This window comes from Nocardia sp. NPDC005746 (assembly GCF_040630785.1).
GTDB lineage: Bacteria > Actinomycetota > Actinomycetes > Mycobacteriales > Mycobacteriaceae > Nocardia.
Window position 1 is genome coordinate 131,801 of the sequence record NZ_JBEXYE010000013.1, and the last position, 12,280, is coordinate 144,080.

General features: G+C 67.6%; 12 protein-coding genes. 4 read left to right on the forward strand and 8 right to left on the reverse strand.

What is annotated here, in order from left to right:
• Window positions 1–339 precede the first annotated feature (339 nt).
• The 3 genes from ABZ412_RS24470 to ABZ412_RS24480 are packed head-to-tail and all read right to left on the reverse strand — an operon-like array spanning window position 340 to window position 3,664.
• On the reverse strand, window positions 340–1,380 hold the full coding sequence (locus ABZ412_RS24470) for a TIGR03842 family LLM class F420-dependent oxidoreductase (protein ID WP_357284022.1): 1,041 nt from the start codon (window positions 1,378–1,380) through the stop codon (window positions 340–342).
• Between the two features lie 29 nt (window positions 1,381–1,409).
• Entirely contained in the window at window positions 1,410–2,831 is a 1,422-nt protein-coding gene (hydA, locus tag ABZ412_RS24475; RefSeq protein WP_357284024.1) for a dihydropyrimidinase, read from the reverse strand.
• On the reverse strand, window positions 2,828–3,664 hold the full coding sequence (locus tag ABZ412_RS24480; protein WP_357284027.1) for a nitrilase-related carbon-nitrogen hydrolase: 837 nt from the start codon (window positions 3,662–3,664) through the stop codon (window positions 2,828–2,830). Before ABZ412_RS24480 ends, hydA begins: the two co-directional genes overlap by 4 nt.
• A 121-nt stretch (window positions 3,665–3,785) precedes the next feature.
• On the opposite strand from ABZ412_RS24480, the gene ABZ412_RS24485 reads away from it, so the two are divergent.
• Both ABZ412_RS24485 and ABZ412_RS24490 read left to right on the forward strand, forming a co-directional pair.
• Window positions 3,786–4,217 (forward strand): nuclear transport factor 2 family protein, encoded by a 432-nt coding sequence (locus ABZ412_RS24485; protein WP_357284030.1) that lies wholly within the window; start codon window positions 3,786–3,788, stop codon window positions 4,215–4,217.
• 43 nt (window positions 4,218–4,260) lie between these two features.
• Window positions 4,261–4,668, forward strand: coding sequence for a hypothetical protein (locus tag ABZ412_RS24490; RefSeq protein WP_357284033.1), 408 nt, complete (start codon window positions 4,261–4,263; stop codon window positions 4,666–4,668).
• Window positions 4,669–4,743: 75 nt separating this feature from the next.
• On the opposite strand, the gene arc is transcribed toward ABZ412_RS24490, so the two are convergent.
• Window positions 4,744–6,504 (reverse strand): proteasome ATPase, encoded by a 1,761-nt coding sequence (arc, locus tag ABZ412_RS24495; protein ID WP_357284036.1) that lies wholly within the window; start codon window positions 6,502–6,504, stop codon window positions 4,744–4,746.
• Window positions 6,505–6,836: 332 nt separating this feature from the next.
• On the opposite strand from arc, the gene ABZ412_RS24500 reads away from it, so the two are divergent.
• On the forward strand, window positions 6,837–7,193 hold the full coding sequence (locus ABZ412_RS24500; protein ID WP_357284039.1) for a hypothetical protein: 357 nt from the start codon (window positions 6,837–6,839) through the stop codon (window positions 7,191–7,193).
• Window positions 7,194–7,357: 164 nt separating this feature from the next.
• Here the strand turns inward: ABZ412_RS24500 and ABZ412_RS24505 are convergent, their stop codons facing one another.
• Window positions 7,358–8,191 carry a tRNA (adenine-N1)-methyltransferase gene (locus ABZ412_RS24505; RefSeq protein WP_357284042.1) on the reverse strand — a complete coding sequence of 278 codons (834 nt, stop codon included), beginning with the start codon at window positions 8,189–8,191 and terminating at the stop codon, window positions 7,358–7,360.
• A 101-nt stretch (window positions 8,192–8,292) separates the two neighbouring features.
• On the opposite strand from ABZ412_RS24505, the gene ABZ412_RS24510 reads away from it, so the two are divergent.
• Window positions 8,293–9,150 carry a RecB family exonuclease gene (locus ABZ412_RS24510; RefSeq protein ID WP_357284044.1) on the forward strand — a complete coding sequence of 286 codons (858 nt, stop codon included), beginning with the start codon at window positions 8,293–8,295 and terminating at the stop codon, window positions 9,148–9,150.
• A 13-nt stretch (window positions 9,151–9,163) separates the two neighbouring features.
• On the opposite strand, the gene hisG is transcribed toward ABZ412_RS24510, so the two are convergent.
• From hisG to ABZ412_RS24525, 3 genes are all read right to left on the reverse strand, one after another.
• Window positions 9,164–10,015, reverse strand: coding sequence for an ATP phosphoribosyltransferase (gene hisG / locus ABZ412_RS24515; RefSeq protein ID WP_357284047.1), 852 nt, complete (start codon window positions 10,013–10,015; stop codon window positions 9,164–9,166).
• Between the two features lie 90 nt (window positions 10,016–10,105).
• A complete protein-coding gene (locus ABZ412_RS24520) occupies window positions 10,106–10,369 on the reverse strand; it encodes a phosphoribosyl-ATP diphosphatase (RefSeq protein WP_357085381.1) in 264 nt (87 codons plus the stop codon).
• Window positions 10,370–10,412: 43 nt separating this feature from the next.
• Window positions 10,413–12,215, reverse strand: a complete 1,803-nt coding sequence (locus tag ABZ412_RS24525) for a choline/carnitine O-acyltransferase (protein WP_357284050.1) — start codon at window positions 12,213–12,215, stop codon at window positions 10,413–10,415.
• Window positions 12,216–12,280 lie beyond the last annotated feature (65 nt).

Genomic DNA, 12,280 nt, shown 5'->3' on the forward strand with positions numbered 1-12,280 from the left:
GTGTCCGCCGGAAACGCCGACGGCCCACCGAATCCCGCGCGATTCGATGGGCCGTCGGTTTCTTGCTACGTTCAGGCGGTCGGCTGGGTGCTACCACCGGCGCTGCCGCTGAACAGACCCGTGATGGTCTTGATCAGAACTGCAGCCAGGAAATCCTCAGCGGATCCGGTCACTTGCTACTCCTCATCTATCCATAACATGTCGGGTATGTGAATCATCCACGGTTCACAATCAAAGGGAAGGCCTTTGCCCGGAGAACTTTCAGCAACCCGACCGGAACTACACGGTAGAACGCGTTCCATCTGCATTTATATCGATTTGATAAAAATGTGATCTACATCACAGCGACTGGTGGACTGTGGCATCGGTCGCGGGCGTGAGACGCGGCAGGACCGATTCGCCGTACGCGTCGAGGGTCGCGGTCTTGGCGTCGTGTTGCAGGTAGACCGCGAACTGGTCGACGCCCAGGGCCTCGAGTTCGCGCAGCCGGGCCAGGTGCTGGTCGGGGGTGCCGAGCACGCAGAACCGGTCCACGATCTCGTCGGGCACGAAGTCCGCGTGCGGGTTCCCGGCCCGGCCGTGCTCGTTGTAGTCGTACCCCCGGCGGCCCGCGACGTAGTCGGTCAGCGCGTCGGGCACCTCGGAGTGCGTGCCGTAGCGGGCCACGATCTCGGCAACATGGTTGCCGACCATCCCGCCGAACCAGCGGCACTGCTCGCGCGCGTGGGCCAGGGCCTCCGGCGTGCCGTCGGTGACGTAGGCCGGCGCGGCCACGCAGATGGTGATCGCACCCGGATCGCGGCCCGCGCGTTCGGCGGCCGCGCGCACACGGGCGATGGTCCAGGCGGTGATGTCGGGATCGGCGAGCTGCAGGATGAACCCGTCGCCCACCTCCCCGGTGAGCTCCAGGGCGCGCGGCCCGTATCCGGCCACCCACACCGGCAGCCGCGACTCGCTCGCCCACGGGAAGTGGATCACCGTGTCCCCGATCCGCGCGCTGCGGCCATTGCCCAATTCCCGGATGACGCCGATGGATTCGCGCAGCGTGGCCAGGTTCACGGGCCGGCCGCCCAGGGTGCGCACAGCCGAATCGCCGCGGCCGATCCCGCAGATGGTGCGATTGCCGAACATGTCGTTGAGGGTGGCGAAGGTGGACGCGGTGACCGTCCAGTCGCGGGTGGCGGGATTGGTCACCATGGGCCCGACCACGACCCGCCGGGTCGCGGCGAGGATCTGGCTGTGGATGACGTACGGCTCCTGCCACAGCAGGTGCGAATCGAAGGTCCACACGTGCGAGAACCCGTGCGTCTCGGCGATTCTGGCCAGTTCGATCACCCGGGAGGCGGGCGGGTTGCACTGCAACACCACACCGATGTCCATACCGGAACTCTCCCCTCGAAGCCGATGGGTCAGATGAGACTCTGCGACAGACCGCGTTTCAGGAATCGGCCGTGCCCGGCGCTGCCCAGGTACTGCCCGCCGTCGACGATCACCCGGCCGCGCGCCAGCACCGTGTCCACGTGGCCGTCGATCTCGAAGCCCTCGTAGGCCGAGTGGTCCATGTTCATGTGGTGGGTCTTGCCGACCCCGATACCGGTGTGCCCGTTCGGGTCGTATATCACCACATCGGCGTCGGCGCCGGGGCTGATCACGCCCTTGCGGGGGTACAGCCCGAACATCCGCGCCGGGGCGGTGCAGCACACCTCCACCCATTTCTCGAGTGAGATACGACCGTCCTTCACGCCCTGGAACATCAGGTCGAGGCGGTGTTCGACGCCGCCGATCCCGTTGGGGATCTTGCTGAAATCGCCGAGCCCGAGTTCCTTCTGGTCCTTCATGCAGAACGGGCAGTGGTCGGTGGCCACGGTGGAGACGTCACCGGTGCGGATGTAGCGCCACAGCTCGTCCTGATGCCCCTCGGCGCGGGCGCGCAGCGGGGTCGAGCACACCCATTTGGCGCCCTCGAAGCCCGGTGCGGCCAGGTTCTCCTCCAGCGAGAGGTACAGGTACTGTGGGCAGGTCTCGCCGAACACGTTCTGCCCCTTGCCCCGCGCCTCGGCGATCTGTTCCAGGGCCTGCTTGGCGGAGACGTGCACGACGTAGAGCGGCGCACCGGTCAACTGCGCCAGCATGATCGCGCGGTGCGTCGCCTCTTCCTCCATCTGCCACGGACGGGTCAGACCGTGATACATCGGGGCGGTCTCGCCGCGGGCCAGGGCCTGCGCGACGAGCACATCGATGGCGATCCCGTTCTCGGCGTGCATCATCAGCATCGCGCCCAGGTCACCGGCGGTCTGCATGGCGCGCAGGATCTGCCCGTCGTCGGAGTAGAAGACGCCCGGGTAGGCCATGAAGAGTTTGAAGCTGGTGACGCCCTCGGCCACCAATTCGCTCATGCCCTTCAGGGATTCGGCGTCGACCGAGCCGACGATCTGGTGGAAACCGTAGTCGATGGCGCAGCGCCCGTCCGCCTTCTCGTGCCACAGCGTCAGGCTGTCCTGCACCCGCTCCCCCGGTTTCTGCACGGCGAAGTCGACGATGGTGGTGGTGCCGCCCCACGCCGCGGCGCGGGTCCCGGTCTCGAAGGTGTCGGAGGCCTCGGTGCCACCGAAGGGCAGCTGCATGTGGGTGTGCGGGTCGACGCCGCCGGGGATCACGTACTTGCCGGTGGCGTCGATGACGGTGTCGGCGGTCGCGGCCAGGTCGGCGCCCAGCGCGGTGGAGCCCGGCTGGACCACCGCGGCAATGGTCTCACCGTCGATGAGGACGTCGAGGGGTTGGGTTCCGGTGGCGGACACCACGGTTCCGCCGTGGATGAAGGTGATGCTCACGGCTCCACCAGCTTTCCGTAGGCGTCGGGGCGGCGGTCGCGGTAAAAGGCCCAGCGATCGCGCACCACCTTGATCAGGTCCATGTTCAGGTCGCGCACGACGAGTTCGGGCGCGGTGTCGGAGGCCACCTCCCCCACGAACTGCCCCTCCGGGTCGACGAAATAGCTGGTGCCGTAGAAATCGTCGTCACCGTACTCCTCGACGCCCACCCGGTTGATGGCCCCGATGAAGTATTCGTTGGCCACCGCCGAGGCGGGCTGCTCGAGCTTCCACAGATAACTCGACAATCCGCGCGAGGTGGCCGAGGGGTTGAACACGATCTCGGCTCCCGCCAGGCCCAGCGCGCGCCAGCCCTCGGGAAAATGCCGGTCGTAGCAGATGTAGACGCCGATGCGGCCGACCGCGGTATCGAAGACCGGCCAGCCCAGATTCCCGGGCCGGAAGTAGAACTTCTCCCAGAACCCGTTCACGTGTGGAATGTGATGTTTGCGGTATTTGCCGAGATAGCGGCCGTCGGCGTCGACCACCGCCGCGGTGTTGTAGAGCAGGCCCGGCTGTTCCTGCTCGTACACCGGCAGCACCATGACCAGGCCGAGTTCGCGAGCCAGCGCCGCGAATCGCTCCACGGTCGGGCCCGGGACCGATTCGGCGTAGTCGTAGAACGTGGTGTCCTGCAACTGGCAGAAGTACGGCCCGTAGAACAGCTCCTGGAAACAGATCACCTTCGCCCCGGCCGCGGCCGCCTGACGCGCGTAATCCTCGTGCGCCTTGATCATCGACTCTTTGTCGCCGGTCCAGCTCGTCTGCACCAGCGCCGCTCGCACATTCGCCATCTCCTGATGTTCCACCTCCCGCGATGGCGGGCAGGTAAAACACGGCGACATTTGGGGAACAGTTTCCCGGCCAGTGGGCCGGATCGAATACCGGGCAACCGAGCGGGCGTTAGGAAGGGATATGGACAATCTGCCCGACCGCCTCGCCCTGCGCGAACTGACCGAGCGTTATGCGGCCCATGCCGATCGCCGCCGCGACGCCGCCATCGCCGAACTCTTCACCGCGGACGGCACATTGGTCATCGACTGGGGATCCGGCCGGCCCGTCACCACGGTCCGCGGGCGCGCCGAGATCGAGGCGGCCATGAAACCCCTCGACCGCTACCGCGTCACCCAGCACCTCATCGCCAACCAACTGCTGGACTTCTCCGGCGACGCGGTCCACGGCGAGACGTATTGCACCGCCTCCCATGTCTACGACGACGCCGCCGGTCCCAGGATCTTCGTCATGCACATCCGGTACGCCGACACCTTCGCCCGCGACGGCGATCGGTGGCTGTTCCGGGAACGCCGCCTCCTTGTGGACTGGACCGAGGATCGCGCGCTGGTGTGATACTGATGCGCGCAGTGTCTATCGACGTTCCATGGAGGGGTACATGAACACGATCACCCGCAGCGTCACCCGGCTGGCCGCGGCCGCCGTCGTCACCGGGGCCGCCTTCACCCTCGGCGCCGGTACCGCCTCGGCCGATGACTGGCCGGTCCAGCAGCCGAACAGCCCGATCTACGTCTTCGAAGCCAAGGGCTTCCTGACCCCCAGCGACCTCGACTACTGGAATCCCTTGGTCGACCGCGCCCGTCTGACCTCGCCATTCGGCAACTCCACCCGGATCGTGTGCTCCGGCTTCCACGGCGTCACCACCAGCTGCTTCCAGGCCGACGCCGACGGCAACCCGCACCAGCTCAAGCGACTGGCGATGAACTACCCCAATGTCACCGGCTACCTGGCCCCCGGCGGCGGGGTCAGCCACTGGGTCTACCCGGGCTTCGTCCCCGGAAGCTGAGTCCCGGCTCCGGCTTCCGCGCAGACGAAGAGGCCCGCCTCCGAAAGGAGACGGGCCTCTTGGCTTTTCCGAACCTTACAGGTACTGACCCGTGTTGGACTCGGTGTCGATGGCGCGGCTGGCGCTGGCGTTCTTCCCCGTCACCAAGGTGCGGATGTAGACGATGCGCTCGCCCTTCTTACCCGAGATGCGAGCCCAGTCATCGGGATTCGTGGTGTTGGGCAGGTCCTCGTTCTCGGAGAACTCGTCCACGATCGAATCGTAGAGATGCTGGATGCTCAGACCCGGGTTGCCGGTTTCCAGGACCGACTTGATGGCGTACTTCTTGGCCCGGTCCACGATGTTCTGGATCATGGCGCCGGAGTTGAAGTCCTTGAAGTACAGGACTTCCTTGTCACCGTTGGCATAGGTGACCTCCAGGAAGCGGTTGTCGTCGCTCTCGGCGTACATGCGGTCCACCACGCGTTCGATGGTGGCCTGCACGCACTTGCCGCGGTCGCCGTCGAACTCGTTGAGATCGTCGGAGCGCAGCGGGAGCGTCTCGGTCAGGTACTTGGAGAAGATGTCCTGCGCCGCTTCGGCATCGGGCCGCTCGATCTTGATCTTCACGTCCAGGCGGCCGGGCCGCAGGATCGCGGGGTCGATCATGTCCTCGCGGTTGGAGGCGCCGATCACGATGACGTTCTCCAGGCCCTCGACACCGTCGATCTCCGAGAGCAACTGCGGCACAACGGTGGTCTCCACGTCGGAGGAGACGCCCGAACCGCGGGTGCGGAAGATGGAGTCCATCTCGTCGAAGAACACGATCACCGGGGTACCCTCGGACGCCTTCTCGCGGGCCCGCTGGAAGATGATCCGGATGTGGCGCTCGGTCTCACCCACGAACTTGTTGAGCAGCTCGGGGCCCTTGATGTTGAGGAAGAACGACTTGGCTTCCTTGGCGTCCTCACCGCGGGCCTCGGCGATCTTCTTGGCGAGCGAGTTGGCGACGGCCTTGGCGATCAGCGTCTTACCGCAACCGGGAGGACCGTAGAGCAGCACGCCCTTGGGCGGGCGCAGGGCGTACTCGCGGAACAGATCCTTGTGCAGGAACGGCAATTCGACGGCGTCGCGGATCTGCTCGATCTGGCGGGACAGGCCACCGATGTCCTCGTAGTTGACATCCGGGACCTCTTCCAGCACCAGGTCCTCGACCTCGGCCTTGGGGATCCGCTCGAAGGCGAAGCCGGCCTTGGTGTCGACCAGCAGCGAATCACCCGGGCGCAGTTTGCGAATCGGGCGATCCGGGTCCTCGAGGTCGTCCACGTCCACCAGTGCGGACAGCGGACCGGAGAGCCAGACCACGCGCTCCTCGTCGGCGTGCCCGACGACCAGGGCCCGGCGCCCGTCGTCGAGAATCTCACGCAGCGTGCCGATTTCGCCGATGGCGTCGAAGTTCCCGGCCTCCACCACGGTCAGCGCCTCGTTCAAGCGAACGGTCTGGCCGTAGGTGAGGGTGGTGGTGTCGATGTTCGGCGAACAGGTCAGCCGCATCTTGCGTCCGGAGGTGAACACATCGACCGTCTGATCGTCGTACACACCGATGAGAACGCCGTAGCCCGAGGGTGGCTGGCCGAGGCGATCCACTTCCTCACGGAGAGCGACCAGTTGCTGGCGCGCTTCCTTGAGGGTGTCCATCAACTTGGTGTTGCGAATCGTCAGCGAATCAACACGCGCTTCCAATTCCCGTGTGCGATCGGGCGTGTCGGCGAGTTGCCTCCGGAGTGCAGCTGCCTCGGCACGTACGGCCTCGAGTTCCCTCCAGGCTGCCGAATCCGAATGTTCGATGGGGCTCATGATGCTGCTCCTCCCAGTCCCGGTCTATCAACGCTACCGGGCTCTAACCGTTCCCGCTTTCCGACATGGTTTCGTCGTGATCACATCTAGGCTGCGGCCCACGGGCCGAACAGGCATGTTAGCCTGCCCTAACCTGTTTCCGGCGAGTTAACGCCGGCCCGAGCCGAAAGGTGCCGTTGATGCTCCTTCCCACCAGTCGTACTCCTGGTATGCGCAACGTCTCCCGGACGCTTCGTGTTTCCCTGGCTACCGTGGCGGCCCTCGCGGCCGTTACCGCAACTGTGACCGCATGTAGCTCCGACGACAAGGGTTCTTCGTCCACGAATACGTCCGTGTCGTCGGCCGCCGCCGCGCCCACGCCGACCGCGGAGAGCCTGCAGAGCGTCCTCACGGCCTTCGCCGACCCGGCAAAACCGGCCGCCGACAAAGCCAAACTAGTCGTCGACGGGGACAAGCGTCTCGGAAATATCGAGACCATGAACCAGGGACTCGCGCATTACCAGGTCAGTTTCGCCGTGGGCGAGATCAAACAGGACGGCACCAAGGCCGATGCCAAGGTCAGCGTGACCTCCCCGCACGGCACCATGCCCGACGTTCCGATGGCGTTCCAGTACGCCGACGGCACCTGGAAGCTGTCCGACGCCGGCGCCTGCACCGTCCTAGGAATGGCCCGCGCGGCCTGTGCTTGATCGCCCCTCCGCTTCGCTCCGGGGCGGGTTCGCGGCGCAGGCGGTCTCGTTCTTCCCTCCCTCCGCTCAGCCCAGAACGAGACGCGCCGCGAACTTCTGGCTGAGCCAAGGAACATGGCACCTCAGCAGCATCCCGCCGCTGAGGTGCCATTTCGGATTTCGGGTCAGCCCTTGGAGGGGCGGCGCTGCGGGCGCGGCGCGGTGACGCCGTCGGCCAGGCGGCGGGCCTTCACCAGGAAGGCGGTGTGGCCCTGCATGCGGTGCTCGGGGCGCACGGCCAGGCCGACCACGTGCCACGGGCGGACCATGGACTCCCACGCGGTGGGCTCGGTCCAGCAGCCCTGGCGGCGCAGTCCCTCGACCACCTCCGACAGCTGCGTGGTGGTGGCCACGTAGGCCAGGAAGACGCCGCCGGGGATCAGCGCCTTGGAAACCGCCTCGAGCGCCTCCCACGGCTTGAGCATGTCCAGGACCACCCGGTCGACCTGCTCGCCGGCGTACTCGGTCACATCGCCCAGGGTCAGTTCCCAGTTCTCGGGACGTTCGCCGAAGAATCGCTCGACATTCTTGACGGCGTGCTCGGCGTGGTCCTCGCGGATCTCCCAGGAGATGACCTTGCCCTCGGGGCCGACCGCGCGCAGCAGCGAGCAGGTCAGCGCGCCCGACCCCGCCCCGGCCTCGAGCACCTTCGCGCCGGGGAACATGTCGCCCTCGTGCACGATCTGGGCGGAGTCCTTGGGGTAGATGACCGCCGCGCCGCGCGGCATGGACAGCACGTAGTCGGTGAGCAGGGGGCGCAGCGCCAGGTAGGGGGTGCCCTTGGCGGAGTTCACCACGCAGCCCTCGTCGGCTCCGATGAGGTCGTCGTGGTTGATGTGGCCGGCGTGGGTGTGGAACTCCTTGCCCACCTCCAGGATCACCGTGAACTTGCGCCCCTTGGCGTCGGTCAGCTGTACCCGGTCACCGATCTGGAAAGGGCCGGTCCGTCTGGCCGTCATGAAACTCCGTTCTGCGTGTTGTCGTGAAACGTGCGTCGCTGCGATTGTGCTGCGGCGAGTTCGTGCGCACCTTGTCGGTGCCTGCGTTTAGCCTGCCAGGTATGTCGGTCGACGCGATCAGTACCCCGGAGACAGAGCGGTTCGCGCCGCGGGGGCCCGCGCTGTCCCCTTCGCGCGCAATCGATTTCAAGCAGTGCCCGCTCAAGTACCGGCTGCGGGTGATCGACCAGATCCCGGAGCCGCCCTCGCGGGCGGCGGTGCGCGGCACGGTGGTGCACGCCGTGCTGGAGGCGCTGTTCGGGCTGCCCGCCACCGAGCGGGATGTGGCGGCCGCGGCCGCGCTCATCGAACCCGCCTGGACCGGGGTGCGCGAGTCCCGGCCCGAGGTGGAGTCGCTGATCCCGGACGAGGAACTGCCCGAGTTCCTGGCCGAGGTGCGCAAGCTGGTGGACGTGTACTTCCGGCTCGAGGATCCGGCCGGGTTCGAGCCCGAGTCGTGCGAGACCTTCATCGAGGCCGATCTGCCCGACGGCACCCCGCTGCGCGGCATCGTGGACCGCATCGACCGCTCGGCCGACGGGAACCTGCACGTCATCGACTACAAGACCGGCCGCGCCCCGGGCCTGGCGTACGAGACCCGGGCGCTGTTCCAGCTGAAGTTCTACGCCCTGGTCCTGCTCCGCACCCAGGGCCGGGCCCCGGCGCAGCTGCGGCTGATGTACCTGGCCGACGGCGTCACCCTGACCTACGCCCCGGATCCGGAGGAGCTGCTGCGCTTCGAGCGGATCCTGTCGGCGCTGTGGGCGGCCATCGTCACCGCCGCCGAGACCGGCGAGTTCCCGCCCAGCCCGGGCTGGATGTGCCAGTACTGCGATTTCAAGCGACTATGCCCCGAATTCGGCGGCACGCCACCGCCTTTCCCGTCCGGTCAGGACGAGCCGGAGCCCGGCCCGGCCTGACCCGGCAGCGGGATCAGAAGGCGCGGCAGGACCGGATGTCGGTGGCCAGGATGGCCTTGGCGCCCAGGTCGGCGAGCTGGTCCATGAGCTCGTTGCCATTCTTGCGCGGCACCAGCGCGCGCACCGCGACCCAGTCGGGATCGGTGAGCGGGGACACGGTCGGCGACTCCAGGCCGGGGGTGATCTCGACGGCCCGCTCCAGCAGCGCCTTGGGGCAGTCGTAGTCCAGCATCAGGTACTGCTGGGCGAAGACCACGCCCTGGATGCGGGCGACGAGCTGATTGCGGGCCTTGTCGTTCTGGTCCGCGCCCTTGGCCTCGATGAGCACGCCTTCGGAGTCGCACAGCGACTCGCCGAAGGCGACCAGATTGTGCTGGCGCAGGGTGCGGCCGGAGCCGACGACGTCGGCGATGGCGTCGGCGACACCGAGCTGGATGGAGATCTCGACCGCGCCGTCGAGGCGGATGACCTCGGCCTCGAGGCCGCGCGCCTTGAGGTCGCCCCGGACCAGGTTCGGGTAGGAAGCGGCGATGCGCTTGCCCTGCAGGTCCTCGACCTTCCATTCGCGCCCGGCGGGGGCGGCGTAGCGGAAGGTGGAGCGGCCGAAGCCCAGGGCGAGCCGCTCCTGCACCGGCGCACCGGAATCCAGGGCCAGGTCGCGGCCGGTGATGCCGAGGTCGAGCTCGCCGGAGCCGACGTAGATGGCGATGTCCTTGGGCCGCAGGAAGTAGAACTCGACCTGGTTGACCGGGTCGAGCACGCTCAATTCACGGGAGTCGGTGCGCTTGCGGTAGCCCGCCTCGGTGAGGATGCCGACGGCGGATTCGGACAGGGCGCCCTTGTTCGGGACTGCGACGCGAAGCATGGGAGGTCCTTTCGGAATGGGAAGGGAAGACGTGGCCGACGGGGGACGGAACGGTCGCTCCGCACAGTGTGTGCGGAGCGACCCGGTGCGTCACAGATGTCGGTACACGTCCTCGAGCCGCAGCCCGCGGCCCACCATCAGCACCTGCACCCAATACAGCAGCTGCGAGATCTCCTCGGAGAGCTCGTCGTCGCTCTGGTACTCGGCCGCGATCCAGACCTCGCCGGCTTCCTCGAGCACCTTCTTGCCCTGCGCATGCACGCCGGCGTCCAGGGCGGCGACGGTGCCCGACCCCTCGGGGCGGTTGGCGGCACGATCCTGCAGCTCGGCGAACAGGGCTTCGAAAGATTTCACGGGGAGTGATTCTCTCAGACGGGCGCACACTCCCCGCAATCGGTTATACGGTGAGCAGATCGGTGAGTTCGGCCACGGCCACCCGCAGCTGGTCGGCGAACTCGTGCATCTGCCGCGCGACGTGCTTGGGCGTGGCCAGGTAGAGGTTCCAGCGGTCGGGCAGCAGCACGTAGGCGATGCCGATGCACTTGGGGCTGGTGGAGCCGAAACCGAAGTACTGGATGTTCACCGACGGCGCGGAGCTGGTGCTCAGGTAGTCGTCACGGGTGATGATCCAGCCGGGGCTGTCGAAGAACGGCATCGCCTCGGTCGCGCCGAGCTGTTCGCCGCGGCGGCGCTGGATCCACTGCAGCTCCCACAGGTGCTGTTCGGGAGCCTCGCCGCGCTGGCATTCCTGGGCGCGGCGCACGTGCGCCTCGGCGGCGGTGCGCAGGGCCACCAGTTTGCGGTCCCGGTCCACGGCCGGATCCTCCATGGCGGCAACGAAATCCAGCATCTCGTGGGTGATGACGCGCATGGCCTCGGTGCGGCCGTTGCGGAACTGGCGGGTGGCGATGGATTCGTAGGTCGCCCCGTTGAGGCCCTTGCTGCGGCGGTGCGCGAGCTGGTAGCTCAGCTGGGCCAGCGCGTCCGGGGAGATGCCGAGCTGCTTGGCGCGCTGGGTGCCGAAGTCGAACGACACCGTGGAGGTGGCGGTGTCGGCGGCGAACTGGGCGAACGAGGCGGCGGCCGAGGCGATCTCGGTGCGGGCCTCGGGACCGAAGGTGAACTCGACGGGTTCGACGGCGGGCAGGCCCTGCGCCTGCGCGCCGGATTGCGCGGCGTGGTCGCCGACCGGCGCTTCGAGCAGGGTGTCGACGAAGGACAGGATGGTGGTGCCGTCCAGACCGCAGTGCTCGACATTGATGCCGGCCTCGCCGTCGGCGAACACGACGAACGACACCGCCTTGTCGAACCAGCGGTTGCCGCTGTCGCCGTGCAGCAGCTGGTCGCAGGCGTGCAGGGTGTCGCGGGGCGCGAAGTCCTCGAGGCAGACGCAGAACAGCGCGGTCTCGATGGTCTCGAAGGCGGCGGCGTTGGCGGGCCGCAGCGCGGCGTACAGCGGGGCCCAGTCGGCGCGAGCCATGGTGGTGAGGTGCCCGGCGGCGGAATTGGTGGCGGCCCGGCGCGCCCCGGCCTTCATGACCGCACGCAGGCCGTCGGTAAGGTCCTCGGGGGTGTGCGGGACGCCGCCGGCGCCGATGACGTCCATCCGGAACATGTTGCCGCGGTAGAAGACCACGATGTGGCGGGCTTCGGAGTGCCCGGGCCATTCCTCGCTGTAGGGCACGCGCACGGTGTCCTGCGGTGCGCCGGGAATGCGTGTCTCGGAGAACAGGAACTTGTTCTGCGCCATATTGAGTCGCGTGCCGCGCTGGGTGGCGGGCGGGATCTCCTCGGCGTCCAGGCGCAGCTTGTAGTTCACCGCCGCCGAGATCAGGGCCGCGGCGCGTTCGCTCTGGTCGGAGCCGGTGGAGCCGGCCAGGGCGGTGTCATCGCGGAACAGGAAGAAGAAGTTGGCGTTCAACGCGATTCGGTCGCGACGGCCCAGGTAGCGGGAGGGCCAGAACTCGTCGAGCCAGCTGCCGACGCCCGGGGTGGCGTCGAAGCGCTCCAGGTCCGCGTGCAGGGTGCGGGCGGGGCCCTCGGGGCGCAGCAGGTCCTCGACGGTGGCGGCGGTGGCCGCGTACTCGTCGGAGGTCAGCAGCGGCGCGCACCAGTGCAGGAAGCGGGTGCAGCTCTCCTCCAGGGTGGGCAGCGGGACGCGGGGCAGCTGCTCGTCGAAGGCGAAGGTGCTGTCGCTCAAGGGGTGTCCTCATGGTCGATGGGGTTGGGGCAGCCTGGCTGTGCACACGTGTCACCGTCCCCCGG

What these genes read in the sequence shown, in the direction of transcription:
- ABZ412_RS24510 (WP_357284044.1), top strand. Translation starts at nt 8,293, where the DNA reads ATGTCGGTCGACGCGATCAGTACCCCGGAGACAGAGCGGTTCGCGCCG.
- ABZ412_RS24490 (WP_357284033.1), top strand. Translation starts at nt 4,261, where the DNA reads ATGAACACGATCACCCGCAGCGTCACCCGGCTGGCCGCGGCCGCCGTC.
- ABZ412_RS24485 (WP_357284030.1), top strand. Translation starts at nt 3,786, where the DNA reads ATGGACAATCTGCCCGACCGCCTCGCCCTGCGCGAACTGACCGAGCGT.
- hisG (WP_357284047.1), bottom strand. Translation starts at nt 10,015, where the DNA reads ATGCTTCGCGTCGCAGTCCCGAACAAGGGCGCCCTGTCCGAATCCGCC.
- ABZ412_RS24470 (WP_357284022.1), bottom strand. Translation starts at nt 1,380, where the DNA reads ATGGACATCGGTGTGGTGTTGCAGTGCAACCCGCCCGCCTCCCGGGTG.
- ABZ412_RS24480 (WP_357284027.1), bottom strand. Translation starts at nt 3,664, where the DNA reads ATGGCGAATGTGCGAGCGGCGCTGGTGCAGACGAGCTGGACCGGCGAC.
- arc (WP_357284036.1), bottom strand. Translation starts at nt 6,504, where the DNA reads ATGAGCCCCATCGAACATTCGGATTCGGCAGCCTGGAGGGAACTCGAG.
- ABZ412_RS24505 (WP_357284042.1), bottom strand. Translation starts at nt 8,191, where the DNA reads ATGACGGCCAGACGGACCGGCCCTTTCCAGATCGGTGACCGGGTACAG.